Source organism: Streptosporangium sp. NPDC002721 (assembly GCF_042888905.1).
Classification (GTDB): Bacteria; Actinomycetota; Actinomycetes; order Streptosporangiales; family Streptosporangiaceae; genus Streptosporangium.
Map to the genome: position 1 here is coordinate 28,303 of NZ_JBIAQI010000022.1, position 25,284 is coordinate 53,586.

At 72.2% G+C, this 25,284-nt stretch carries 20 protein-coding genes; 11 read left to right on the top strand and 9 right to left on the bottom strand.

The features are described 5' to 3' along the window. Positions 1-4: 4 nt before the first annotated feature. Positions 5-2,536: an FxSxx-COOH system tetratricopeptide repeat protein gene (gene fxsT / locus ACFYWM_RS29460; protein WP_389919969.1), complete on the bottom strand. Its 2,532-nt coding sequence runs from the start codon at positions 2,534-2,536 to the stop codon at positions 5-7. Between the two features lie 193 nt (positions 2,537-2,729). Between fxsT and ACFYWM_RS29465 the strand changes: the two genes are divergently transcribed. The 3 genes from ACFYWM_RS29465 to ACFYWM_RS29475 all read left to right on the top strand — a co-directional run bounded on the left by ACFYWM_RS29465 (position 2,730) and on the right by ACFYWM_RS29475 (position 5,986). Beyond that, positions 2,730-2,894: a hypothetical protein gene (locus ACFYWM_RS29465; RefSeq protein WP_389919971.1), complete on the top strand. Its 165-nt coding sequence runs from the start codon at positions 2,730-2,732 to the stop codon at positions 2,892-2,894. A 195-nt stretch (positions 2,895-3,089) separates the two neighbouring features. Further along, complete coding sequence (locus tag ACFYWM_RS29470) at positions 3,090-3,980, top strand: SIR2 family protein (protein ID WP_389920305.1); 891 nt, start codon at positions 3,090-3,092, stop codon at positions 3,978-3,980. Next, entirely contained in the window at positions 3,977-5,986 is a 2,010-nt protein-coding gene (locus ACFYWM_RS29475) for a hypothetical protein (protein ID WP_389919974.1), read from the top strand. The genes ACFYWM_RS29470 and ACFYWM_RS29475 overlap by 4 nt, the downstream gene beginning before the upstream one ends. Before the next feature lie 9 nt (positions 5,987-5,995). On the opposite strand, the gene ACFYWM_RS29480 is transcribed toward ACFYWM_RS29475, so the two are convergent. The 5 genes from ACFYWM_RS29480 to ACFYWM_RS29500 all read right to left on the bottom strand — a co-directional run bounded on the left by ACFYWM_RS29480 (position 5,996) and on the right by ACFYWM_RS29500 (position 12,382). Beyond that, a complete protein-coding gene (locus tag ACFYWM_RS29480; RefSeq protein ID WP_389919977.1) occupies positions 5,996-7,213 on the bottom strand; it encodes an MFS transporter in 1,218 nt (405 codons plus the stop codon). 301 nt (positions 7,214-7,514) lie between these two features. Then, positions 7,515-9,197 carry a hypothetical protein gene (locus tag ACFYWM_RS29485; RefSeq protein WP_389919980.1) on the bottom strand — a complete coding sequence of 561 codons (1,683 nt, stop codon included), beginning with the start codon at positions 9,195-9,197 and terminating at the stop codon, positions 7,515-7,517. Positions 9,198-9,261: 64 nt separating this feature from the next. After that, positions 9,262-10,212, bottom strand: a complete 951-nt coding sequence (locus ACFYWM_RS29490; protein ID WP_389919982.1) for a carbohydrate kinase family protein — start codon at positions 10,210-10,212, stop codon at positions 9,262-9,264. 7 nt (positions 10,213-10,219) lie between these two features. Next, on the bottom strand, positions 10,220-11,158 hold the full coding sequence (locus ACFYWM_RS29495) for a pseudouridine-5'-phosphate glycosidase (protein ID WP_389919984.1): 939 nt from the start codon (positions 11,156-11,158) through the stop codon (positions 10,220-10,222). 123 nt (positions 11,159-11,281) lie between these two features. Continuing rightward, positions 11,282-12,382 (bottom strand): YeiH family protein, encoded by a 1,101-nt coding sequence (locus tag ACFYWM_RS29500; protein ID WP_389919986.1) that lies wholly within the window; start codon positions 12,380-12,382, stop codon positions 11,282-11,284. Between the two features lie 196 nt (positions 12,383-12,578). On the opposite strand from ACFYWM_RS29500, the gene ACFYWM_RS29505 reads away from it, so the two are divergent. The 7 genes from ACFYWM_RS29505 (at position 12,579) to ACFYWM_RS29535 (ending at position 22,038) form a co-directional block, all read left to right on the top strand. Next, positions 12,579-13,481, top strand: a complete 903-nt coding sequence (locus ACFYWM_RS29505) for a LysR family transcriptional regulator (RefSeq protein WP_389919988.1) — start codon at positions 12,579-12,581, stop codon at positions 13,479-13,481. A 205-nt stretch (positions 13,482-13,686) separates the two neighbouring features. Beyond that, positions 13,687-15,201, top strand: a complete 1,515-nt coding sequence (locus ACFYWM_RS29510) for a phytoene desaturase family protein (RefSeq protein ID WP_389919990.1) — start codon at positions 13,687-13,689, stop codon at positions 15,199-15,201. A gap of 68 nt (positions 15,202-15,269) precedes the next feature. Beyond that, a complete protein-coding gene (locus tag ACFYWM_RS29515) occupies positions 15,270-15,977 on the top strand; it encodes a response regulator transcription factor (RefSeq protein WP_389919993.1) in 708 nt (235 codons plus the stop codon). Beyond that, positions 15,974-17,365, top strand: a complete 1,392-nt coding sequence (locus ACFYWM_RS29520) for a sensor histidine kinase (protein WP_389919996.1) — start codon at positions 15,974-15,976, stop codon at positions 17,363-17,365. Before ACFYWM_RS29515 ends, ACFYWM_RS29520 begins: the two co-directional genes overlap by 4 nt. A gap of 228 nt (positions 17,366-17,593) precedes the next feature. Further along, positions 17,594-18,790: a glycosyltransferase gene (locus ACFYWM_RS29525; RefSeq protein WP_389919999.1), complete on the top strand. Its 1,197-nt coding sequence runs from the start codon at positions 17,594-17,596 to the stop codon at positions 18,788-18,790. Then, a complete protein-coding gene (locus ACFYWM_RS29530; protein ID WP_389920002.1) occupies positions 18,787-21,117 on the top strand; it encodes a glycosyltransferase family 39 protein in 2,331 nt (776 codons plus the stop codon). The genes ACFYWM_RS29525 and ACFYWM_RS29530 overlap by 4 nt, the downstream gene beginning before the upstream one ends. Positions 21,118-21,369: 252 nt before the next feature. After that, entirely contained in the window at positions 21,370-22,038 is a 669-nt protein-coding gene (locus ACFYWM_RS29535; RefSeq protein ID WP_389920004.1) for a TetR/AcrR family transcriptional regulator, read from the top strand. 261 nt (positions 22,039-22,299) lie between these two features. Here ACFYWM_RS29535 and ACFYWM_RS29540 read toward each other — a convergent pair whose 3' ends face one another. Then, positions 22,300-22,902: a TetR/AcrR family transcriptional regulator gene (locus ACFYWM_RS29540; RefSeq protein ID WP_389920007.1), complete on the bottom strand. Its 603-nt coding sequence runs from the start codon at positions 22,900-22,902 to the stop codon at positions 22,300-22,302. Between the two features lie 96 nt (positions 22,903-22,998). On the opposite strand from ACFYWM_RS29540, the gene ACFYWM_RS29545 reads away from it, so the two are divergent. Further along, the gene (locus tag ACFYWM_RS29545; protein WP_389920010.1) at positions 22,999-24,027 is read left to right on the top strand and encodes an aldo/keto reductase; all 1,029 of its coding nucleotides are present in this window, start codon (positions 22,999-23,001) and stop codon (positions 24,025-24,027) included. A 38-nt stretch (positions 24,028-24,065) separates the two neighbouring features. Here ACFYWM_RS29545 and ACFYWM_RS29550 read toward each other — a convergent pair whose 3' ends face one another. Together ACFYWM_RS29550 and ACFYWM_RS29555 are read right to left on the bottom strand one after the other, a co-directional pair. After that, positions 24,066-24,269, bottom strand: coding sequence for a hypothetical protein (locus ACFYWM_RS29550; RefSeq protein ID WP_389920013.1), 204 nt, complete (start codon positions 24,267-24,269; stop codon positions 24,066-24,068). Between the two features lie 133 nt (positions 24,270-24,402). Next, positions 24,403-25,254, bottom strand: a complete 852-nt coding sequence (locus tag ACFYWM_RS29555) for a helix-turn-helix domain-containing protein (RefSeq protein WP_389920016.1) — start codon at positions 25,252-25,254, stop codon at positions 24,403-24,405. Positions 25,255-25,284 lie beyond the last annotated feature (30 nt).

Genomic DNA, 25,284 nt, shown 5'->3' on the forward strand with positions numbered 1-25,284 from the left:
GTGGTCAGATCGGCGGGGGGTCGAAGTCGCAGTCGATGCGACGGCCCTGGCTCGCGAACAGGGCGTCGGGGTGACCGATCTCCAGCGGCCGTTCGTACTTTCGCATCGTGTCGGCGTACAGGGTCTCGGCCTCCTTCTCCGCGCCCGTCGCCCGCAGGTCGAGGACGAGGTTGCCGGCGCAGGCCAGGCTCAGGAAGTGGTTCTCGCCGAGGAGGTCGCGCAGCCTTCCCAGGGTGTCCTCGCCGATCTCGCGGGCCTCGTCGCTCTCTCCCAGGGCCGCGAGGTCGCTCTGGAGGCTGATGGCGCAGCTCAGGGAGTAGTGGTGGTTGCGGCTGACCTTCGTGATCAGGCCCGCCCTGGCCTTCTCGTTCAGGGCGCGGGCCACCGCGGCGTCCCCTCGCAGTCGGTGGAGGATCGCCAGGTTGCCGATGCAGGCGTTGGTGTAGGGGTGGTCGGGGCCGTACACCGCCGGGTATCGGGCGACGGCCTTCTCCGCGATCGCGAACGCCTCGTCGATGTTCCCGGCCGCCCGCAGGGCGTTGGAGAGGTTGATCGCGGCCGCCATGGTGTCGGGGTGCCCGTCTCCGAACAACCGCTGGAAGCGGGTGTGCGTGTCGTGCGCGAGCTCCAGGGCCTCGGAGATCTCTCCCGCCCGCCGCTTCGCGATGGAGAGGTCCTTGGCGGCGAGCAGGGTGTAGTGGTGGTCGAGGGTCAGCTCCTGGACGCCGTAGGCGTAGGCCTCCTCGCCCAGGTCACAGGCCTCGGTGTAGTCGCCGCAGAGCCGCACCGCCCTGGCCAGGCTGTTCCACGACAGCAGCAGGGTGCCCTTGCTGATCCCGTCGGTCGCGTCGCTCTGCGCGAGGTAGGTCTCCTGGTGCAGCCTGCGCGCCTCCGTGTAGTCACTGGTCAGCGCGTAGTCGAGGGCCAGGTTGTACACCACGCGCAGGGCGGAGGCGGAGGTCGGTTCCGGGCCGTTCATGTAGGTGACCCGCGACTCCTGGTCCAGCGTGCGAGCGGCGAGGAAGTCGCCCCGGGCGCGCAGCGAGGCGGCGTAGCCGTTGATCGTGGAGAGGGTCTCCGCGTGCTCGGGGCCCAGGATCTCCTTCATCTTGTCGAGGGTCTTGTGGTCGACCTCGTACGCCGTGGCGTACTGCCCGAGACCTCGCAGGATGTTGCCGAGGTGCCTGTGCGCGACGAGCACGTCCGGATGGTCCGGCCCGCTGACCTCGGTCCATCTCTCGATGAAGCTGGTGACGAACGAGTGGGCCGACTGGTAGTTGCCCGACCGGTACAGGTATCGGACCATTCTCATGGCGAACGACCTGGCCCGCCGGTCCGTGCACTCCTCCAGGCCGGAGGGGGCGACGTGGGCGACCAGCTCCTCGAAACCGCGCCACCTGTCGGTGTCGTCGGGATCGTTCGGGGCGCTGCCGGCGAGCAGCACGTGGACCTCGTGCCGGATCTCCCGCTGGTCCTCCTCACGCAGGTCGTCGCGCAGGAGGGCCTGGACGAGGCGGTGGACCTGGATGGTGCGGGTCGCCGGCTCGATCCGGGCCAGGGCGAACCGCCTGAGCTCGCTCAGCGCCGTGGCGAGGAGGATGGGGTCGGACAGGATCGCGCTCAGCCGGGGGACGACGGCCTTGTTGCCCTTGCGGAACACGTCGCGCGGGATCGGCTCGGGGCCGAAGAAGGCGCAGCACCGCAGGACCGTGATCGCCTCGGGGAGACGGTCCTCCAGGAGGGACACCGACACCTTCCAGGCCGCGGTCATCGACAGCGGGTATCCCGGCGCCCGGTTCGCGCCCAGCAGCCGGCTCGCCTGCTCGTCGAGCTGCTCCAGGTATTCGTCGACCGACATGCCGGTCTCGTACTGCAGCGCGCCGGCCTGCTCCAGGGCGAGCGGAAGGTCGCCGAGCTGCTCGGCGAGCCGCGAGGCGTCGGCGTCGGGGACCTCTCTGCGCAGGCGCTTCTTCAGGAACGCCACGCTCTCCTCGCGGGTGAAGACGTCGACCTGGAGGGTCTCGAAGTGATCCTCCCACTTGGGGTTGCGCGAGGTGATCAGGACGTGGCCGGGCCCGCGCGGGATGAACTCCTCGACCTGTCCCGGCTCCTCGGCGTTGTCGAAGATCAGCAGCCAGCGGCGGTAGGGGTCGCCGCTCTGCAGCGTCCTGCGCACGGCCTCCGCGGCCTCCTCGACGCCGGTGGCCGACACCGGTGGCAGGCCCAGGTGGGGCGCCATCGCCGCCAGGGCGGAGGGCACCAGCACGCGCTGGTCGGCGGGGATCCACCAGACGAGGTCGTAGTGCGAGCGGTAGCGGTGGGCGTACTCGATGGCCAGGTGGGTCTTGCCGACGCCGCCCCAGCCCTGCAGGGCCTGGGGCTGGGGGACCACGGCGGTGACGGTGCTGATGCCCTGGCGGAGCTTGAGAAGAAGATCGTCTCGCCCCGTGAAGTTCCTGTTGCGGGGTGGAACCTTCTCCCAGATCTCGGGCTGCCGTTCGGGAACGGTGTTCGCCGCGTGTGAAAGCTCTACCACCTATGGCCTCCACCCTGTCCGATCCGAAGGATTCTGCCGCCATCCTAGAGCTTGATTCGAGAAGCCGGGCATAACAGAATCAAATAAATGACGGGCGCATCTCGAATTCCACGGGTACGGCGGAACGTCGTCGCATCGTGTTTGGGATGACCGAAAACAGGCCGACGGCAGGGTCGCCGAGTAGGGAGCGCAAATGCATTTTGACGGTGCGGCGTCGACGGTCTCCATCGACATCACCGATCTTTCGTTCAGGGATCTGGAGAAGGTCGGCAGCGCCTCCCTCAGAAGGGTGCTGGAGGAGTTTTTCGAGCACGGCGCGGACCTGGAGCCGAGCGCGGGTTTCGACAGCTCGATATAAGAGATCGCCTTGTGGTTCCGGGCAGACCGCGACAGAAAGATAAACGTGAGACATCCGCCCGTTTCCCGGCGATCGGTAAGTCAGGCGCGCAGGCACGGCCCGCCCGGGGTTGACTGTGGCAATAGAGTCGTTCGGCATCGGGTCCGCTTTCCGGACGGGCCTTCGGCCGGTGAGGTGGTGCCCTGCGTGCACAATATGGGGGAGGCCGAGTGGGAACGCCTGCTCGACCAGTTGAACAGCGGGGACTGCACACCTTTCCTGGGGTCCGGGGCGTGCGCGAGCACTCTTCCGACGGGGACGGCGCTGAGCCGCGACATGGCACGCCGATGGGACTATCCCTTCGACGACGACCACGATCTCCCACGGGTGACGCAGTTCGCGGTGATGAGATACGGGGATTCCGTATATGTGAAGAGGCGGATCTGCGACGAGCTCGACGCCGGGATCGCGCCCGACTTCCTGGACCCCCTCGAACCGCACGGCCTGCTCGCGAGCTTCCCGCTTCCGGTGTACCTGACGACGAACTACGACGACTTCATCCTGCGCTCGCTCGAAGCGGTGGGGAAAAGGCCGAACGTGGCCATCTGCCCGTGGAACAAGGGGCTGGCCTACGCGGAGGATCTGTTCAGCAGCGAGGCGGGCTGGAACCCCAGACCTGACGCCCCGCTCATCTACCACCTGCACGGCAACCTGCAGGATCCGGCGTCCATCGTGCTGGCCGAGGACGACTACCTGGAGTTCCTCACCAACCTCGCGGTGGACGGCGTCGCGGGCGGCCAGCGGATGCTGCCCACCTCCATCCTCGCGGCGCTGACCAGGAGACCCCTGCTGTTCATCGGCTACAGCCTGCAGGACTGGACGTTCCGCGTGCTCTTCCACGGGCTGCTGAAGGCCGTTCCCGGGATCAACCGCCGCAGGCACGTGAGCGTCCAGCTCGCCCCCTCGCTCGCCAGCACGAGGGCGGACGTGCTGGAAGTCCAGCGCCAGCTGGCCAGATACTACGAAGACTGGCGGATCTCCATCTTCTGGGGGACGGCGGAGGAGTTCTGCCGTGAGCTGCGCCGGCGGATGGGACCGGTGCCGTGACCCCCGACCACGAGCGGTCCGACGCGGCCGACCAGCCGTACGTCGGCCTGCGGGCCTTCCGCCGCGAGGACGACTCCAAGTTCTTCGGCCGCGACAGGGAGGCCTGCGAGGTCTCCGACCTGTGGCAGGCCGGGCGCCTGACCGTGCTGTACGGGCCGTCCGGCGTGGGCAAGACCTCGCTCATCCAGGCCGGGGTGCTCCCGCTGCTGGACGCGGGGAAGACCGACGTCCTGCCGATCGGCCGGGTGTCGCACGGCTCGCCCTTCCCCTCCGCCGCACTCTCGCGGCACAACCCGCACGTGTTCGCGCTGCTGTCGTCGTGGGCCCCGCTGGAGACGCCCACCAGGCTGGCCGGGCTGACGATCCGCGAGTTCCTGGGCCGGCGCCCGCCGCGCCAGGACCCGTACGGCGACCCGGTGCTCACCCTGGCGGCGATCGACCAGGCGGAGGAGCTCTTCGGCGACTTCGCCCACCGCCAGCCGTACCGCGAGTGGTTCATCGGCCAGCTCGTCGAGGCGCTGGACGAGGATCCGAACCTGCGCCTCCTCGTCTCGATCCGGGAGGACTACCTCGCCGCGATCCTTCCCCACGAGCCGAAGCTGGCGGGCATGGCCAGGAGCCGCTTCTCGCTGACCGCCCTCGACACGGCCGCCGCGGTCCGGGCGACCGAGGGCCCGCTGGAGGGGACCGGCCGCTCGTTCGCCCCCGGCGCGGCGCGGGGCCTGGTCGACGACCTGCGCATGATCAGGGTCGGCAGGGCGCTCGGCGAGGAGGTCGTCGCCGACGCCAAGGTGGTCGAGCCCGTCCAGCTGCAGGTCGTGTGCTCGGCCATGTGGCGTTCCCTGCCCGGCGACGTGCGGGTCATCTCCTCCGATCACGTCCGCAGGTTCGCCAACGCCGATCGGTCGCTCACCAACTTCTCCGAACGGATGATCGCCGAGGTGGCCCGTGACCACTTCGGGGAGGACGTCGCCGAGCTCAGGAGCTGGCTGCGCCGCTGCTTCATCACCGAGCTCGGCACCCGCGAGGTCGTCTACCAGGGGGAGACCGTCACCGCCGGCATGCCCAACGCGGTGGTCAGGGCACTGGTCGACCGCCACATCCTGCGCGAGGACATCAAGGCGGGCACGCGGTGGTGCGAGCTGTCGCACGAGCGCCTGATCCAGCCGATCCTCCAGAACGACCACCTCGTCGTGCCGGCCGAGAGCCGCTCCTTCCCCGACGACTACCTGCGGGCCGCCGAGCTCTCCTTCCGCGACGGGGAGTTCGCGCTCGCCGCCAAGCAGGCCGAGGAGGCTCTGGAGCGCTGCGGTGACAACACCAGGATGCGGGCGGAGATCGAGTCCTTCCTCGGCAACGTCGCGCACCGGCGGGAGGACTTCGAGAAGGCCGTCTCCCACTACCGCACCGCCGCGGTCCTCTTCGAGACGCTGGGGGCGACCTCCGCGGTCGGCGGGCTCCTCGCCGGGATCGGCAGGCTGCGGCTGGCGCAGGCACGCTCCTCGGCCGCGGTGCGGGAGCTGTACTCGGCGATACGCCGCGTGCCCAACGACATGCACATCCAGACCGAGCTGGCCTGGGCGCTCTGGTACGACGGCCACCCCGACGCGGCGCGCGACGTCCTCAACGACGTCCTGGGCAGGGAGGGAAACCTCACCGAGGCGTTGCGCGCCCGGGGTGAGATCCTCGCCGGGCTCGGCCGGGCGGAGGCGGCGCTGAGGGATCTCGACCGGGTCCGGCCGCTGCAGTGGCCGTCCACCCGGGCCGCCCACGCGCTCGCGCTGGCCACGCTGGGCCGGCTCGCCGAGGCGAGGCGTGAGATCGGGGCGGTGCCGGCCGAGGCGGGAGACCACGGCCCGGTCCTGCTGTACGCCGCCAGGATCGAGGAACTGGCCGGTGACGTGGCGGCGGCGGCCGCGCTGGCCGGACGGGCGCGAGCGGCGAGGACACCCGCGCTCCCGGCCCACCTGGCGGTGGAGGCGGAGCGCCTGGTCCGGCTCGCCTGACCGGGCCTCTCAGGGGTGCGCCTGTCTCTCCCCGCCCGGTATCAGGCCGCCGCGCAGGGCGGGAACGGCCGTGACGACCAGCGCGATGACGACCATCGTGACGAAGAGGACCACGGTCGCCCCGTCGCCGCCGAAGCAGGCGACGAGAAGGGCGCCGAGCGGTGCCGCCACCGATATCGCCAGGCGGCTGGTGAGCCGGGACACGCTCGCCACTCTCGCGATCTTGTCCGAGCCGATCTCGTGGGCCTCGAAGGTCCTGATGCTGATGTTGCTGAGGGCCCCGCTGCACCCGGTCAGCAGCGTCGCCAGGGCGAAGGAGGCCGGATGCCCGCCGAAGGCGGCGATGAAGAGCGCGAACGCCCAGATCCACACCTGCGCGAACAGCATGAAGGGCGGCGGTGTGACGCGCAGGACGAGGAGGGACCCCAGGACCCCTCCCAGCCCGCCTCCCGCGAGCACGACCCCGACGACCAGCGGCGGCAGCTCCGCCGAGCTCGCGAGGAAGACCATGGTCAACGCGTTGATCATCAGATTGCTGAGGGCGGTCAGCGCCATCGCGGTGCGAAGGAAAGGCCGCTGGGCCACCTCGCGCAGCCCTTCGCCGACTTTGACCAGCGGGCGCGCCTCTCGCCGGACACCGTTCGCGTCCATTCGCAGCAGAAAGCCGAACGAGACGAAGAAGAGCACGGTGTTGACGGCGGACGGTATCGCCTGTCCGATTCCCAGCAGGAACCCGCCGAGGGGCCTTCCCGCCAGGACGGCGGTGTGGAAACTCATCTCGCTTCGCGCGAGCGCGCGGCGGAGCCCGTCGCGGCCGGCCAGCGAGGGGATCAGCGCGTTCTCCGCCAGCGAGTGCAGAACCCACAGCGCGCCCTCGGCGACGGCCGCCACCATCAGCTGGGTCAGCGAGGCCGTCCCGCAGAGCAGGGCCACGAACACGCCGGCCGCGGCGATCCCCCTGGCGGCCTCCGTCCACAGCATGACCTGGCGCGGGTTGAAGCGATCGATCAGGGCGCCGGCCGGGATGTACAGCAGGAGACCGGGAACGGTCGAGGCGAACCCCACCCATCCGGCGGCCATCGGGGAACCGGTGAGCGCCAGGGCGATGAGCGGGTAGGAGACGCCGAGGGTCCGGAACGCGGTCATGGAAAGCGCGGATCCGGCCCACGCCAACCTGAGGTCCTTGCTGTCGCGTGTCCGGGTCGCCTGGGCCGGTCCGTCCCCCACAGTTCGCGCATTCCTGTTCTCGTGTCAGCCATTGGACAACAGCTGACAACTGATTTGCGAGGTGGGCCGTCAAAATCGCCGACGGAAGAGCAGAAATGGGATTTTGTTGACATGAAAACGACCAATGGGACCCCTGGAGCTCGGGTCCCATTGTTAATTCCGGCCTCGGGAGGCCCAAGCATAGCGCTGATTCACATAAATGAATCAAGGTCGCCCGCTCCGCCGGTGTTCGCCGGATTGCTGTGCTCGTGCCTGCCCTCCCCCGGGGGTGCGACTCCGGGGAAGGGTGGGCGGAAGGTCGTCAGGCCGGCAGCTGGGCGTCCAGGCGGTAGCCGTCCACGGTGACGTAGACCTGGTCGCCCGGACGGGCGTTCAGGCGCATCAGGACGGGCTGCAGGGAGTCGAAGACCGGGTGGTCGCGCCAGACCAGGACCACCGCGTTGTCACCGGGGCCGGTGACCGACAGCAGCGTGCCGGGGCGCATGCCCAGCTGGGTGGCGTACCCCTCGGGCACGGCGACCGGGCCGCCCCGCAGGTGGTCGCTGGTCACCTCGATGCGCTGCCAGCGGGTCGGGTCGGACGACGGGCTCGCGGGCGGGTGCATCGGGACCCGCTGGCTGGTGATCAGGTGTGGCCTGGAGTTCCCGCTCGCGAGGGCCGACAGCGTGGCCAGGGCGGCGCGGGGGTCGATGGCGCCGGTGTTCACCTGTGGGATCGGCTGCCCGCCGCGGTGGTGGTGGCCGTTGGCCCCCGGGGTGCGGCGCGGCAGCTGCCTGACCTCGGCGGTGTTCTCCTGCGGGGCCGCCTCCTGCGTGGCGCTCGCGGCGAGGGCGTCCAGCCAGGCCTGGACCGAGTGGGCCCGGATGCCGAGCTGGTGCTCCATGAGCCTGAGCGCGTCGCTGTCGATCGTCTTGCCCGCCAGGAGCTGGCGGGTCCGTTCGCGCAGGCCGCCCAGGTCGCCGACGACGAGCCAGTCGTCCTGCAGCCGCCGGTCGGGCATGAGCGTGACCAGCACCCTCCACAGCGGGGTCCGCAGGGTGGGGACCTCGATCGGGTGCGCGGGGTCGGCGCCGATGAGCTGTTCCTTGGTGGCGGCGGAGCCCAGCCACTCGGTCAGCCCGAACATGTGCCCGGTGAGCGGAGCGGACTCCGAGGAGCGCAGCCACAGCAGGATGCGCTCCTCGGCGGCGCGCTGGGCCGCCGAGAGCGAGTCGCGGTCGGCGTTCAGCTTGTGCGCGAGCGCGCGCAGGCTGATCGGGTCGACCGCGAAGAGCCGTTCGACGGCGACCGCGCGCTCCAGCGGGCTCCAGTCGCGGAACATGTTGTCGACCAGGCGGACCAGCGGGTAGTCGCTGAGAACGGTCTGGGGGCTGGGGGCGACCGGCTCCGGGGCGGCCGGTTCGGGGACCGGCGCCTGCCGCTGCTCCTGCGGCGCCGACGGCTGGGCGGGGACCTGCGGCACGGCCACGGGTGCCTGCGCCGGGTCCTGGACCCGCTCCTGGAGCGGGACCTGCGCGTGGGCGGCGGCCGGCGCGGCGTGCTCGGCGATGCCCGGGATGTGGCCGAGCACCTCGCGGAACACGGCGGTGACCACGAGCTCGGGGGAGGACGCGGCGGGCCCGGTGGCGGACCCGCCCAGGTCTCCCGCGGTCAGGCGGCGCAGGCGGTTCCAGCCGCCGAGACCGGCGATGGCCGAGCGCGCGGGCTCCGGCCAGCCGGGCAGGGTGGGGTCGACCGTGTGGACGTGCAGCGCGGGCAGCACGTCGCTCAACGGCAGATGGTCCCAGCGTGCCAGCGAGAGCCGGGCCAGCCTGTCGCAGACCCAGTCGAGCCCCGCGGCGCCGAGGGCCTTGGGCAGGGTGACCGACGACCACCAGCCGGCGGGCAGCCGGGGGTCGGCCAGGGCTTCGGCGACCTGCTGGGGACGGCTCCAGCGCAGGGCCGGGACCAGATCACTCAGGCAGATCGATGACTCGGCATCCATCGGCGGACCGTAACCTCCCCAAAGTGACGCGTGTGGCTAATGGTGCAGCTTACGCCGCAAGCTATCAATTGGTGTTAAGAGGGTAAAGCTCCTTGGTACCCAAATCAGACGGAAGGACACGTGGACGTCCACCCAGGACCGTCACGGCCTCCGCTCCGGCGCGGCGTCCGGCGTCCAGCGCGGCCTCGTCGGCGGCCCCGCTCAGCAGGGCCGTTAGCAGCCCGGCGGCGAACGCGTCCCCCGCTCCAATGGAGTCAATCACCTCGGTGGTGAGCGCGGGAACCCGGGCGGCCAACTTTCCTTCCCTGGCCATCAGCGCGCCACGGGATCCGAGCTTCACCGCCGCGGCGCCGTAGCGGAGGCTCAGGCTCTCGGCCGCCCTCTCGGCGCCGGTCTCGCCGGTGAGCAGCAGCGCCTCGTCCAGGTTGGGGATGATGAGCTGGGCGGTCAGGGTCTCCTGGACGAACCGCTCGACGCCGAACGAGCGCAGGAAACCGGTCGAGGCGGGGTCCACGCTGATCGAGACGCCGCGCCGGGACGCCTCGGCCATGGCCAGCCGGGAAAGCTGGAGCCCCGGCTCGGCGAACAAGGTGTATCCGGACAGATGGAGATGACCCACCCCGTCGAGCAGGCTCTCGTCCCAGTCGCCCGTGCCGATGTGCCCGCCCGCGCCCCGGTTGGTGAGCATGGAACGCTCCCCGGTCACGTCGACCATCGCGATCACCACCGCGGTGGGCCGGTCGGGGTCGACCCGCAGGTGCGGCCGTACCCCGAACCGCCGCAGCTCGGCGGCGTGCCAGTCGGCGGTGTCGAAGCCGGCGCGGGTCAGGATCCGCGCGTCGGCGCCCAGCCGGGCGGCCCAGGAGGCCGTGTTGGCCCCCGAACCGCCGGGCCGCAGCACGATGTCGGCGACGGTGTCCGTCCCGACGGCCAGGCCGCTCCGGGCGGACCCACCGTGAAGTGCGACGACGTCGGTCACCACGTCGCCGATGACCAGCAGACCCGTTCCGGCCACGGTGTCCTCAGTCTCCCCGGCTCCAGGAGGCCGCGATCTGCCCGGCGACGCGGGCGTTGCCCCGCACCGCGGCCAGGTTCGCCTCCAGTGAGGCGCCGTCGGTCCCGCGCACCAGGTAGCCCAGCAGGAACGGGGTGATGGCCTGGCCGGTGATCCGCCGCCGCTCCGCCTCGGCGAGGGCCCCGGCCAGGACCCGGTCGTGCAGCTCGGGGTCGAGCTGCTCGGGCAGCGGCACCGGGTTGGCGACGATCAGCGCGGTCTCCGGGCCGCCGAGCGCGTCCTGGGCCCGCATGATGCCCGCGGCCTCGTCGGCGGTCTCGATCCGCCAGTCGATCGGCTCGCCCGAGGAGTGCAGGTAGAAGCCGGGGAACTCGTCGGTGCGGAACCCCGCGATCGTGACGCCGCGCGTCTCCAGCCGCTGCAGGGTGGCCGGGACGTCCAGGATCGACTTCACGCCCGCGCAGACCACGGTGATGCGGGTCCGGCTCAGCATGTCGAGGTCGGCCGACTCGTCCTGGCTCTCGGTCCACCCGCGGTGCACGCCGCCGAGACCGCCGGTCGCGAAGATCCGGATGCCCGCCCTGGCGGCGAGGAACGAGGTGGCCGAGACCGTGGTCGCCCCGCTCGCGCCGAGCGCGGCGGCGGCGGGCAGGTCGCGGAAGCCCAGCTTGCGAAGCCCCCGCTCGCCGGCGACGCGCTCCAGCTCGCTCTTGTCGAGACCGATGCGCGCCACGCCGTCCAGCACCGCGATCGTCGCGGGCACCGCCCCGGCCTCCCGGACGATCCCCTCCAGCTCCACCGCGACCTCCAGGTTGCGGGGCTGGGGCAGGCCGTGAGAGATGATCGTGGACTCCAGCGCCACGATCGGGGCACCCTGCTCCAGCGCCTCGGCCACCTCGCTGGAGGGGCGGAGCATGCCGGAGAGGGGCTGTCGGGTGGTACGCATGAGCTGGTTCTGTCTCCTTGTCCGAGGTCGTAATCATTGCTTGCTTTTGGAACGGTGTAAACGACACCGTCTTCCCCAAAAAGAGCACGTTACGGCGGTTGCCGGGAGACGTCCACTCAAAGATCAGCCAATGACCAGCACTCCGAACAGTGAGATCCCGCCGATGATGGCCGTGGCGATCCCGCCCAGGAGCAGCGATCGCCCGCCCCGCGCGAGCTTCCGAAGATCGACACCGGTTCCCAGGGCGAAGAGCGCGGCCGCGAGCAGTACCGCCGTCAGGTCGGGGACCACCCGGGTGATCCCGGCCGGCACCACGCCCAGGCTCCGCACCGCCACGGCCGCGACGAACCCGGCGACGAACAACGGCACCACCGGCGGGCGCCGCGCCGCCTTCCCGGCCTCGAGACGGTCGGCCTTGGTGTGCTCGGCTTCGGTGTGGTCCGTCTCGGTCTGGTCTATATCGGTGAGGTTGGTTTCGGTGCGGTCCGTTCCGGTACGGCGCGGGGAGGGCGGGGTGCGCCGCAGGGAGATGGAGGTGAGCCCGACGATCGGGGCCAGCAGGACGACCCGGGCCAGCTTGACGGCCACCGCGCTCATGAGCACCCCCGCTCCGGCCGCCGCGCCGATGGCCGCCACCTGCGCGACCTCGTGGACCGAGGCCCCGGCCCACAGGCCCAGCTGCCGCGGGGTCAGTCCCAGCGCCCCGGCGAGCAGGGGCAGCGTGACGATTGAGACGCTGCCGTACAGGACGACCACGCCGACCGCGGCCGCCACGTCGTCGTCGTCGCTTTCCGCGACCTCGTGCATGGCGGCCACCGCCGCCGCCCCGCAGACGGACACGCCGGTCGCGATCAGCAGGGACCTGCGCGGGCTCACTCCGACGAGGCCCCCGATCCACCGCGTCGCGGCGAAGGTGACGCCGGTCCCCACGGCGACCAGCGCCAGCGCCCGCCAGCCGAGCGCCAGCAGTTCCGGCACCGCGATCTGCAGGCCGAGCAGCACGATCGCCAGGCGCAGCACCCGGCGGGAGGCGAACGCGAGCCCGGGGGCCAGCGACCGGCGCAGGCCGCCGAGGTTGGTGAGCGCGACCCCGAGGACCACCGCGATCACGGCGGCGCTCACCCCGGGGACGACGCGGGCCGCGGCCGTCGCCAGGACCACCGCGAGGGCCGCGACCCCGAGCCCCGGCGCGAGCGCCTTGAGCACTCCGCGCACTCCGCGCACTCCGAGCACTCCGAGCACTCCGGGTCCCGCCGCCGGTGCCGGTGATGGTGCCGGTGCCTGTCGTACGGGTGCCTGGGGGGGACGTGTGGCGGAGCCGGGGGGGCGGGTGGGCGGGGAGACGGGCATCCCCCGAGTTTCGGCGCGGCGGGGGGAGGCCGGTACCCGTCACCTTCCTGGAAGGTCATAGCCTGGCGCTATGAGCGAGCTGCCCGATCTGGAGTCCCTGCGCCTGCTCGTCGATGTGGAACGCCTGGGCAGCCTCGGCCAGGCGGCCCGGGCCGCGGGCATCGCGCAGCCGTCGGTGAGCAAGCGCATCTCGCTGCTGGAACGCCGTCTCGGGCTGCCCCTGCTGGAACGCACCCCGCGCGGGTCCACCCTCACCCCGCAGGGCGTGATGGTCTCGGCCTGGGCCACGCAGGTGCTGGCGGCGGCGGAGGAGCTCATGCGGGGGGCGGAGGCGGTACGGCGCGGCCGGGCCGCGCACCTGCACATCGCCGCCAGCATGACGGTGGCCGAGTACCTGCTGCCGCGCTGGCTGGGGGAGCTCCAGGACCGCGAGCCCCAGGTCCAGGTCGGCCTGGACGTGCAGAACTCGGCCGAGGTGGCGAAGCTGATCGGCGGGGAGATCGAGCTCGGGTTCGTGGAGGGGCCCTCGGTCCCGGCCGGGCTGGTGTCGCGGGTGGTGGCCACCGACAGGCTCGTGGTGGTGGTCGCGCCGGGGCACCCGTGGGCGCGCCGCCGCACCCCGCTGCTCGCCGCCGAGCTGGCCGCCACCCCGCTGGTCGTCCGCGAGCGGGGGTCGGGCACCCGCGAGACGCTGGACCTCGCGCTCACCGGCCACGCCGCCGCCGCCCCGAAGCTGGAGCTCGGTTCCAACGCCGCGGTCAAGGGCGCCGCCCGCGAGGGCGCCGCCCCCGCGGTGCTCAGCGGCTACGCGGTGGAGGCGGAGCTGGCCACCGGCCGCCTGGTCGAGGTGCCCACCCGGGACATCGACCTCACGCGACGCCTGCGGGCGGTCTGGCGCCACGGCCGCGCCCCCACCGGCCCCGCCGCCACCCTGCTCACGATCACCCTCTCCGCCGCCCGGGAGCGGCGGTGATCCGGACGCCCGCGGGGTGAACGGGGTGAGCGGGGTGAGCGGGGGCTGATGATTTGGCGATATTTCGGGATATGGTGGAGTGCATGGTGATGGTCGAGACGCCGAGCGTGCTCTGTCCCGAGCCGCACTGGCAGACGGGTCTCTGAGCGGCCGCGACCCCGGCCCCGCGTCCCCTCACCGAACCTCACCCCCGTCGGGAAGTCCCGTGCTCCGCTCTCGCTACGAAGCCGTGATCGTCGGAGGCGGCCACAACGGCCTGGTCGCCGCCGCCTACCTCGCCCGCGCCGGACGGCGCGTCCTCGTCCTGGAACGCCTCGGCCACGTCGGCGGCCTCGCCGTGTCGGCGCGGGCGTTCCCCGGGGTCGACGCCCGGCTCTCGCGCTACTCGTACCTGGTCAGCCTGCTCCCCTCGAAGGTCGTCGCCGACCTGGGGCTCAGGATCGCGCTGCGCCGCCGCAGGTACGCCTCGTACACGCCGGTGGGCGACACCGGGCTGCTGGTCGACAACGGCGACGCCGCGCGGACCGCGGCCTCCTTCGCGCGGGTGACCGGCGGCGACGGCGAGCTGGGGGCGTGGCGGCGCTTCTACGGGATGACCGCCGACGTGGCCGAGCGGGTCGCGCCGACGCTGCTGGAGCCCCTCGCCGACCGGGCGACGATGCGGCGCCTCGTCGGCGAGGAGACCTGGCGCGACCTGTTCGAGCGGCCGGTCGGCGAGGTGGTGGACGAGCGGTTCGCCGACGACACCGTGCGCGGCGTGGTCCTCACCGACGCCCTCATCGGCACCTTCGCCGACCCCTCGGACCCGGGCCTGCTGGCCAACCGCTGCCTCCTCTACCACGTGATCGGCGACGGGACCGGCGACTGGAACGTCCCCGTCGGCGGCATGGGCGCGGTGTCCGGCGCGCTCGCCGACGCCGCCCGCGCCGCGGGGGCGGAGATCCTCACCGGCGCCGAGGTCCTCGCGGTCGACCCCTCGGGCGAGGTCGCCTTCCGCGACGCGGACGGGGAGCACGCGGTGACGGGCGAGCGGATCCTCGCCAACGTGCCGCCCGCCGTGCTCGCCCGGCTGCTCGGCGGCGACGAGCCCGTCCCCGAGGGGGCCCAGCTCAAGGTCAACATGGTGCTCTCGCGGCTGCCGCGCCTGCGCGACCCCGGCGTGGACCCCGCGGCGGCGTTCAGCGGCACGTTCCACATCAACGAGGGCCGCGACCAGCTCGCCCGCGCGTACGCGGAGGCGGCGGCCGGGCGCGTCCCCTCGCTGCCCCCGGCCGAGGTCTACTGTCACTCGCTGACCGACCCCTCCATCCTCGGCCCGGAACTGCGCGAGGCCGGAGCCCACACGATGACGCTGTTCGGCCTGCACATGCCCGCCAGGCTGTTCAGGGAGGATCCGGCGGGGGCGCGCGAGGCCGCGCTGCGCGCCACGCTCGCCTCGATGGACGCGGTTCTCGCCGAACCCGTCGAGGACTGCCTGCTGCGCGCCCCCGACGGCACTCCCTGCCTGGAGGCGAAGACCCCGGTCGACCTGGAGAACGAGGCGGGCCTGCCCGGCGGCCACATCTTCCACCGCGACCTGTCCTGGCCGTACGGGGAGCCGGGGCGGTGGGGGGTGGAGACCGAGTTCGAGCGCGTCCTGCTCTGCGGCGCGGGCGCCCGGCGCGGCGGCGGCGTGAGCGGCATCCCCGGCCACAACGCCGCCATGGCGCTGCTCACCTGACGCCCGGTCGGGACAAGAGGCCGGAGGCGTTCATCCCGCTCTCATGATGGGCGTCTACCGTGGAGGCCATGGCCGAGGGTGAGGCGGCGCGGGTGCTGGTCGTGGACGACGAGCCCGCGCTCAGGGAGGCGCTGCAGAGCAGCCTGGAGTTCGAGGGTTACCGTGTCGGCGTGGCCTCGGACGGCCAGGCGGCGCTGGAGGCGATCGACAGGGAGCCGTACGAGCTGGTGCTGCTCGACGTCATGATGCCCCGGCTGGACGGGCTGACCGCCTGCCGCAGGCTCAGGGCGGCCGGCAACCACCTGCCGGTCCTCATGCTCACCGCTCGCGACGCCGTGGGCGACCGGGTGTCGGGCCTGGACGCGGGGGCCGACGACTACCTGGTCAAGCCGTTCGAGCTGGACGAGCTGCTGGCGCGGGTCAGGGCGCTGCTGCGGCGCGGCGCCCTGAGCGCGCCCGCGGCCGAGGACGACGCGGCCCTGACCTTCGGCGACCTGCGGATGGACGTCGCCGGTCGCGAGGTCACCCGGGGCGGTGAGCCGCTGGAGCTGACCCGTACCGAGTACCTGCTGCTGGAGCTGCTCATGGTCCACCCCCGCCAGGTGCTCACCCGCGAGCAGATCCTCGGCGAGGTGTGGGGTTTCGACTTCGAGCCGTCCTCCAACTCCCTCGACGTCTACGTCATGTACCTGCGGCGCAAGACCGAGACCGGCGGGCGCCCCCGGCTGATCCACACCGTCCGGGGCGTCGGCTACGTGCTGCGGGCCCCGGCGTGAGCGCTCGCCGCTCGCTGCGCTCCCGGCTGACCCTGCTGGTGGCGGCGGCCGTGACGCTGGCGATCGCGGTGTGCGCGGTGCTGTGCTGGTTCGTCGTACGCGCCGAGCTGCTGCGGCAGGTGGAGCGCTCGCTGGACGGGCGGCCGCAGGGCGTCGACTGGATCGGGCCGTACTGCCCCGGAGTCCCGGGGGATCCGGGAGAGATCACCGGTCGCAGGCTGCCGCCCCGCCTCCCGCCCATCCAGCTGGTCTACGCCGACGGCGGGCGGTGCGTGGTGGGCTCCACGCCCGTCAGGGTCACCCCGGCGGACCTGGCGCTGACCCACGGCCCCCCGGGCGGGCGGGCGTTCAGGAACGGCGTGACCGACGGCGGCGAGGAGGTCCGGGTGATGACGAAGAACGTCCGTCCCGGCGTCGCGGTCATGGAGTCCCGCTCCCTGGAGGAGGTCCACGCCACCCTCGCCACGCTCGCCTGGATCCTCGCGGGGGTCACCGCCCTCGGCGTGCTCGGCGCCGCCTCGGCCGGGCTGCTCGTCTCCCGTACGGCGCTGCGCCCCGTCGGCCGTCTGACCGAGGCCGTCGAGTACGTCGCCAGGACCGAGGACCTCGGCACCAGGATCCCCGTCGAGGGCACCGACGAGATCGCCAGGCTCGGCGTCTCCTTCAACGCGATGACCACCGCGCTGGCCGGGTCCCGCGAGCGCCAGCGGAGGCTGATCGCCGACGCGGGGCACGAGCTGCGCACCCCGCTCACCAGCCTGCGTACCAACGTCGACCTGCTGCTGCGCAGCGAGAACACCGGACGCCCCCTCGACGCCGCTCCCAAACGCAGGCTGCTGGCCAACCTCAAGGCCCAGTTCGAGGAGATGTCCACGCTCGTCGGGGACCTGCTCCAGCTCTCCCGTTCCGAGGACGAGCACGAGCCGCACGTCGAGGTCGCCTTCCACGACGTCGTCGAGGCGGCCGTGCGCAGGGCGCGGCCGCGCGCCCCCGACACCTCCATCGAGGTGGAGCTGGGCCCCTGGTACGTGCTGGGCGACCAGGCCGCCCTGGAGCGGGCCGTGGTGAACCTGCTGGACAACGCGGTGAAGTTCTCGGCGGACGGGGCCGGCCCGGTGAGCGTGCGGCTCCGTGACGGCGAGCTGACCGTCAGGGACCACGGCCCCGGCATCCCGGGGGAGGAGCTGCCGTACGTGTTCGACCGGTTCTGGCGCTCGTCCTCGGCCCGCGGCATGCCCGGTTCGGGACTGGGGCTGGCCATCGTGGCCAAGGCCGTGCGCGACGCCGGGGGAGAGGTGAACCTGGAGAACGCCGCCGGGGGCGGCGTCCTCGCCCGCGTCCGCCTGCCGGGTTCTCCCACCAGGTCTCCTGGTTCTCCGGTCGCGTAGCGGCTTGCCCGTTTCCGTCTGCCGGCTCTCCCGCCCGGTCTCCCGGCTCTCCGGTCGTGTGAGCGGCTCGGCCGCGCCCGCTCGCTGTTGAGAACCGCGCCCGCTCGCCGTCAAGGACCGGGCGTGTCCCTTTCTCACCCGGTGTTAATGATCGCCTCAGGATCGCTCAAGATCACACGACCACTGTGAGGGCATGAGACAACCGAGCCCCCGCCCCCGGAGGGCGGCGTGAAGCGGGCCACGGCACCGGCGCGCACCCGGCTGGTCGAGATCGTGGTCCCCGTGCACAACGAGCAGCGGGTGCTCGGCGAGAGCGTCCGGCGCCTGCACGCCTACCTCACGGGAACCTTCCCCTACGGCTTCCGCATCACGATCGCCGACAACGCCAGTACCGACGCCACCTGGCGGATCGCCACCGCCCTCGGCGACGAGCTGCCCCACGTGCGGGCCCTGCGCCTGGAGGCCAAGGGCCGGGGCCGCGCGCTGCGCCGGGCGTGGTCGGCGAGCGACGCCGACGTGGTCGGTTACATGGACGTGGACCTCTCCACCGACCTGGACGCCTTCCTGCCGCTGGTGGCCCCGCTGCTGTCCGGCCACAGCGACCTGGCCATCGGTACCCGGCTGTCCAGGGGCTCCAACGTCGTCCGGGGACCGAAGCGGGAGTTCGTCTCGCGGACGTACAACCTGCTGCTCCGGTCGGCGATGGGGGCGCGCTTCTCCGACGCGCAGTGCGGTTTCAAGGCGGTCCGCACCGAGATCGCGCAGGCGCTGCTGCCCGCGGTCGAGGACGAGGAGTGGTTCTTCGACACCGAGCTGCTGCTCCTCGCCGAGCGGCACGGGCTGCGCATCCACGAGGTGCCCGTCGACTGGGTGGACGACCCCGACAGCCGCGTCGACATCGCCAGGACCGCCGTGGACGACCTCAAGGGGATGGCCAGGGTGGCGCGGAGGACGTTGTCGGGGGCGGCCGGGATCCCGGTGCCGCCGCGCGTGCGGGGAGCGCGGCTGCCCGGGGGCATGGCCCGCCAGCTGTCCGGCTTCGCCGTCGTCGGCGCGGTCTGCACCCTGGCGCACCTGGCCCTGTTCGTGACCCTGCGCCTGGCGATGCCGGCCGTCGTGGCCAACGGGGTGGCCCTGCTCGTCACCGCCGTCGCCAACACCGCGGCCAACCGTCGCTTCACCTTCGGCGTCACCGGCCGTGCCGGAGCCCTCCGCCACCAGCTCGAAGGCGGCCTGGCCTTCCTCGTCGGCCTGCTGCTGAGCACCGGCGGCCTGGCCCTGCTCGACCTCCTGGCGCCCGCGGCGTCCACCGCCGCCGAGGTCGCCGCGGTCGTGGCGGCCAACGCCCTCGCCACCCTCGTACGCTTCCTGATGCTCCGCGCCTGGGTCTTCGCCCCCCGTCGCGCCAAGGAGACCACTCCATGACCACCGATACTTCGCGGGACGCGGGGTCCCCGTCCTCCACGTCCCTGTTCTCCACGCGCTCGTCCTCCACGTCCGCGCCCGGAACGACGACCTCCCCGCGGCTCTCCGGGTGGGGCCGCGCGGCGCGGGACGGCGGGTTCGGCGGTGCGGTGCGGCGGGTGTTCCTCGGCGGCCCCGGCGACCCCCGGTGGGCGCGGCCGGGCCTGTGGGGGGTGCTCGCGCTCGCCGCGGTCCTGCACGTGTGGGCGCTCGGCCGGAACGGCCACGCCAACGACTACTACGCCGCCGCGATCCTGTCGGGCACCCAGAGCTGGAAGGCGTTCTTCTTCGGGGCCCTGGACGCCGGGTCGTTCATCACCGTGGACAAGCCGCCGCTCGCGCTGTGGGTGATGGGGCTGTCCGCGAGGGTCTTCGGGTTCGGCACCTGGAGCATGCTCCTGCCCCAGGCCGTCGCCGGGATCGCCGCCGTCGCCGTGCTCCACTCGGCCGTGCGAAGGGCACTGCCCGGGACGCTGCCCGGAGTACCGTCCGGGGCATACAGTCATGCCGCCGCGCTGGTCGCGGCCCTGGTGATGACGCTGACCCCGATCACCGTGGCCATCAACCGGGACAACAACCCCGACACACTCCTCGTCCTGCTGCTGGTGCTCGCGGCCTGGTTCTGCCAGGAGGCGGTACGCGCCGGCCGGTTGCGCGCGCTCGTCGTCTCGGCGGTGCTCGTCGGGCTGGCGTTCAACACCAAGATGCTCCAGGCGTATCTGGTGCTCCCGGTCTTCGCCCCGCTCTACCTGGCCATGGCTCCCGGATCCCTGCTCCGCCGCCTCGGGCACCTGCTCGCGGCGGGTGCCGCGCTGGTGGTCTCCAGTGCCTGGTGGATGGTGGTCGTGGACCTGTGGCCCGCGTCGAGCAGGCCCTACGTCGGTGGCAGCACCGACAACTCCGTCAGGGACCTCGTCATCGGCTACAACGGCCTCGGCCGGGTCTTCGGCGGGAGCGGCGGGCCCGGCGGCGGTGGCGCGCCCGGCGGTGGCGGGTTCGGCGGGTTCGGTGGTGAGGCGGGGGCCGGGCGGCTGTTCAACGACGTCATGGCCGGGCAGATCTCCTGGCTGCTGCCCCTCTCCGTGATCGCCCTCGTCGCGGGCCTGGTCCTGGCCGCGCGCGGCCCGTTCCGCGACGCCAGGATCGCCCTGACGCTGTGGGGCGGCTGGCTCGCGGTCCACTACGTGGTGTTCAGCTTCTCCAGCGGCACCTTCCACCCGTACTACACCACGGCGATGGCCCCGGCGATCGCCGCCCTGACCGGTCTCGGCGGGGTGCTCGTGTGGCGAGCCCAGCGGGAGTCCATGGCCTGGTCGTGGGTACTGCCTGTCGGTATCACGGTCACCGGGGCGTGGGCGTTCACGCTGCTGCGGCGCACCGGGGATGCCGGGGATGCCGGGGATGCCGGGGATGCCGGGAATGCCGGGGGCTTCGTGCCCTGGCTGGCCTGGGTGGTGGCCGGCGCGACCGTCGTGGCGGTCGCCGGGCTGCTCCTGGCCCGTCTCGGGCGGCGGCCCGGAACGCGGCCCGGAACGCGGCTTGGAACACGGCTTGGAACACGGATCGCCGCGGTCGCGGTGGCGGCCGGGCTGGTCGCCGTCCTCGCCGGACCGGCCGCCTACGCGCTCACCCCTCTCGGCTCGCCCGTCAACGGCACCAACCCCACCGCGGGCCCGGCGGGGAGCGGAGGCCTCGGCGGCATGCGGGGCGGCTTCCCCGGTCCCCCCGGTTCCCCCGGTTCCTCCGGTTTTCCCGGCGGCCCCCGGAGCGACCTCCCGGGTGGCTCGCGGAGTGCTCCTCAGGACGACCCCGGGAACGGCCTTCCCGGTGGCGGGCCGCAGAGGAATCCGGAAGGGGGGCCGGGGCAGGGCGCCCCGCGCGTGCGCTACGGCTTCCCCGGTGGGGCGCGGGGCGGCTTCGGCGGGGCCATGGACCAGCGGATGATCGACTACCTGAGGAGGAACCGGGGCGGCGCGACCTGGCTGGTGGCGGTGGGCAGCGCGCAGGGCGCCTCCTCGGCCATCCTGTCGACCGGGCTGCCCGTCATCGCCATGGGCGGCTTCACGGGCGGCGACCCGGCCATGACCGTGGACCGGCTCAAGGAACTCGTCTCCTCGGGACGGCTCAGGTACGTGATGACCGGGGGCGGCGGCAGGGGCGGGCCCGACGGGGGCGGTTCCCAGGTGACCGAGTGGGTGCGGGCCAACTGCGCCGCCGTCAAGGCGTCGGACTACGGCGGCTCCACCGACCAGTCCACCGGCCAGCAGTCCCTCCACCGCTGCGGCTGACCTCACCGCGACGGTCCCGTGCGTCGCGGTGGGCCCGGCCCCTCGGGACGCGTACCGGATGTCACGACGGTCCGGGACGTGTCCCGGTGGTCCCGAGATCTCGGACGTTCCGGCGGTCGTCGTCGCATCCGGTCACCGCGCTCCGCCCGTACGGTGACCGGATGCGGCCGGTTGGGCCGGGGCAAATCTATTGACTGACCAGCCAATCAAGAGTAGTGAGGCGGTGGCTTCGTGCTGCTGTAGTCTTGCGCCGTGCACAGCGGAGGAGGGGCGCGCAGCAGCCGCGCAGACCAGGCCGACCAGCGTCGAGCGGAGCTCCTTGAAGCCGCCAGGCGAGTCGTGCTGGAGCGCGGGCTGGCCAGCACCCGCGTCGCCGACATCGCCAAGGCGACGAACGTGAGTGGCGGGCTGATCCACTACCATTTCGCCACCAAGGACGAGCTCATCACCGAGATGCTCCGCAGCACCAGCGACTCCGAGGTCCAGCGGCTGAAGGAGATCGTCGCGGGCCCGGGCACCGCCGTCCAGCTTCTCGACCGCGTCCTGCGCTTCTACATCCCGGCCTCCCGCTCCGACCAGAGCTGGATCCTCTGGGTCGACGCCTGGGCCGTCGGGGTGCGCGAGGAGCACGTCCGCGCCATCCTGCTGGAGCTCGAGGGCTCCTGGATCGAGATCCTGAGCCAGGTGATCTCCAACGGCGTGGCCTCGGGCGAGTTCACCTGCGACGACCCCCTGGGCTCGGCCGAGCGGATCGACGGCATGCTCGACGGCCTCGTGGTCCGGTACACCCTGCACACCGGCAACATGTCGCGGAGCCGGATGCTCCACCACGCCCGGGTCGCCGCCGCCCGCGAGGTCGGCCTGGAACTCTCCGACTTCCCCGACGCGCCGGTCGAGAGCTTCCACGAGGGCTCCCAGTAGGACTTCGCGGGTTGATCCGGCCTTGGCTGTCGGGTGCGGCGTGCCGCTCCTGCGGACCCGGAGGAGATCGAACGGCTCCGGGGCGAGCCGGCCGGCCCGAGCCGGCCGTGTCATGGAGTCCTGATCGGCGGCTCCTGAGCGCCACACCGCGGCGGTTCCCTCCGCGGTGAACCGGCTACGCCGGCGACGGGCGGACTTCGGCGTGGACGCGCACCGACGAGCGATCTCGGTGTTCGAAACACCGCCCGCGGCCCACGACGACTAGGAGTCGGCGGGCTGAGGCCCTGGTTCGGCTCCGTAGCGCAGTCCGTCGATGAGCAGGGCGACCATGCGTCCGGTACGGGCGGGGTCCACCTCGGCCGGCAGGCACAGGTTGGCCACCGCCTGCAGAAGCTCCATGGGCTCGACGTCGCCGCGGATCTCACCGGCGGCGGCCGCGGCGGCCAGCAGCGATCCGAGGGCGGGCTCGAAGCGCTGCCGGAAGTAGGCGGGCAGCGGTTCGTAGGCGGGGTCGCCGGAGTGCAGGGCCGCGGCGAGCCCGCGTTTGGTCCCGATGAACTCGGTGTACCGCCGCAGCCAGCGGGTCAGGGCCTCAAGCGGCCCGTGCTCGGCGGCCAGGGTGGCCGCGGTGTCGGCGCAGGCGTCGACCTCGTGCCGGAAGACGGCACCGATCAGGTCGGAGCGCTCCGGGAAGTGACGGTAGAAGGTGGCGAGCCCGACCCCGGCCCTGGCGGCGATCTCACGTACCGGGGCGTCCGCGCCCGAGGCGGCGAAGACCTCCCTGGCCGCGTCGAGCAGCGCGTCGATGTTGCGCTGCGCGTCGGCGCGTACGCGACGTGCCCGGTCAGGTGTGGCCGCGCTCACCCAAGGCCTCCGGTTGCATAAGTGAGAAGGTGTTCCGTATAGTGCGAAGTGAGAAAGCGTTCCGCTTCGTTCATGATATGCCACCCGAGGAGAACCATGCACTACCGCACGCTGGGACGTACGGGAATCCAGGTCAGCCCCTACTGTCTGGGCGCGATGATGTTCGGAGCCATCGGCAACCCGGACCACGACGACTCCGTCGCCATCATCCACAAGGCTCTGGACGCCGGCGTCAACTTCGTCGACACGGCCGACATGTACTCCGGCGGTGAGTCCGAGGAGATCGTCGGCAAGGCGCTGAAGGGCCGTCGCGACGACGTCGTGCTCGCCACGAAGGTGTGGGGGCCGATGGGTGAGGACCCGAACCGGCGCGGCAACTCGCGGCGCTGGATCGTCACCGAGGTCGAGAACTCGCTGCGCCGTCTGCAGACCGACCACATCGACCTCTACCAGGTCCACCGCCCCGACCCGACGGTCGACGTCGAGGAGACGCTGTCCGCGCTGACCGACCTCGTGCGCGGCGGCAAGGTCCGCGCGATCGGATCGTCGTGCTTCCCCGCCTCCGACATCGTCGAGGCGCAGTGGGCCGCCGAGCGCCGCGGCCTCGAGCGGTTCCGCACCGAGCAGCCGGCCTACTCGATACTCAACCGCGGCATCGAGCGCGAGATCCTGCCCGTCACCGAACGCCACGGCATGGGAACGCTCGTCTGGAGCCCGCTGGCCCAGGGCATGCTCACCGGACGCTTCCGCAAGGGCCGGCAGGCCGACACCCACCGCGCCAAATACGGCTTCAAGCACTACGGCGACGAACGCCGCCTCGATGTCGTCGAGCGGCTCATCCCGCTCGCCGAACAGGCCGGAATGAAGCTGACCCACCTCGCGATGGCGTTCGCGATCGCCCACCCCGGCGTCACCTCGGCCATCATCGGGCCGCGCACCATGGAACAGCTCGACGACCTGCTCGCCGGCGCCGACATCGTCCTGGACGAGGAGATCCTCGACGAGATCGACGCGATCGTCGCGCCCGGCACCGACGTCGGTCAGCTCGACGCGGCCTACGTCCCACCGGCGCTCCAGCGCGCCACGCTCCGCCGGCGACCGGTCGCCGAGCGCGCGGCCGCCTGACGGAGGCGGGCGGACGCCGCGTACTCGTCCGGGGGAGGTCAGACCCGGGGGGTGGGCAGGGCGGCGAGGAGGTAGGCCAGCCGGGCCGCCGCGTCGTCGATGTTCTCGCTGCTGCCGAGCCGGTAGCCCCACGAGGTGATGAAGCCGCCGTCCTGGGAGCAGGTCACGGTCTCGGCCAGCGTGCTGCTGAAACGGTTGCGCACGTAGACGTAGGCGGGATCGCCGAACGAGATCCGTTGCACGGAAAGGTCGGCGTGCAGTCGTATCGCGGCAACGAGCCTCTCGAGACAAGACAGCGTGTCCAGCATCGTGCGTCACCTCCGTCTCGACAGAGAATTGCACGATCTTGGGATGCTAATCAAGCAATTGCGGTGTTTAGTCCTCCGATTGTCCTGAGAAATCGCTGAGTACTCGGACGATCACCGATCTGGCATCCTCCCGGAAGGCCGCGACCTCGCAGAACTCCTCGAAGGTCCGCGCGTAGAAGGCGACGTCCTCCGGGTCGCGCAGCAGCAGGTCCCTCGTCCGGGTCGGCACCGCCACGTGGTCCTCGTCGTACATCCAGAAGCCGTTGAGCAGAGCCGAGGGCAGGGACGCCTCGAAGGGGATCACGCCGAACTCCACGTTCGGCAGCGCCGTCACCGCCAGCAACCGGTCGAGCTGCCCGCGCATCACGTCCAGCGGGGCCAGCCGGTGGCGCAGCGCCGCCTCCGGCATGACGAACCTGAACCGCTTGCTCTGGTCGTAGAGGATGTCCTGGCGCTGCATGCGCACCCGGATGGCCGCGTCGATCTCGTCGGGCGCCCGGTAGAGGCGCTTGATCCGGGTGAAAATGCTCCGGGCGTACTCGGTGGTCTGCAGCAGCCCGATGACCACGCCGGGCTCGAACACCCGCAGCTGGGTGGTCCGCGCCTCCATGTCGCGGATGTCCTCCTGGAGGGCGGCCAGCCCGCTGCGGTGCCGCTGCCGCCAGGAGTCCTGGCGGTCCAGGAGGCCCGCGGCCTGCTCCACCAGCTCCCCGGTGATCTCGGGGGAGGCGTCCAGGGCCCGCGCCCACCGGGTGACGTCGTCCTCGGTGGGGGTCTGGCGGGCGTTCTCGATCCGGGAGACCTTGGAGGCCTGCCACCTCAGCCGCTCGGCCAGGTCCTTGCCCGACAGGTGAGCGGCCTCACGCAGGTGCCGCAGCCGGGCGCCGAGGTCGGTTCTGGCCTGCTGGAACCCGGTCACACGCTCTCCTCGGCCGTTCGCGCGAGCCGG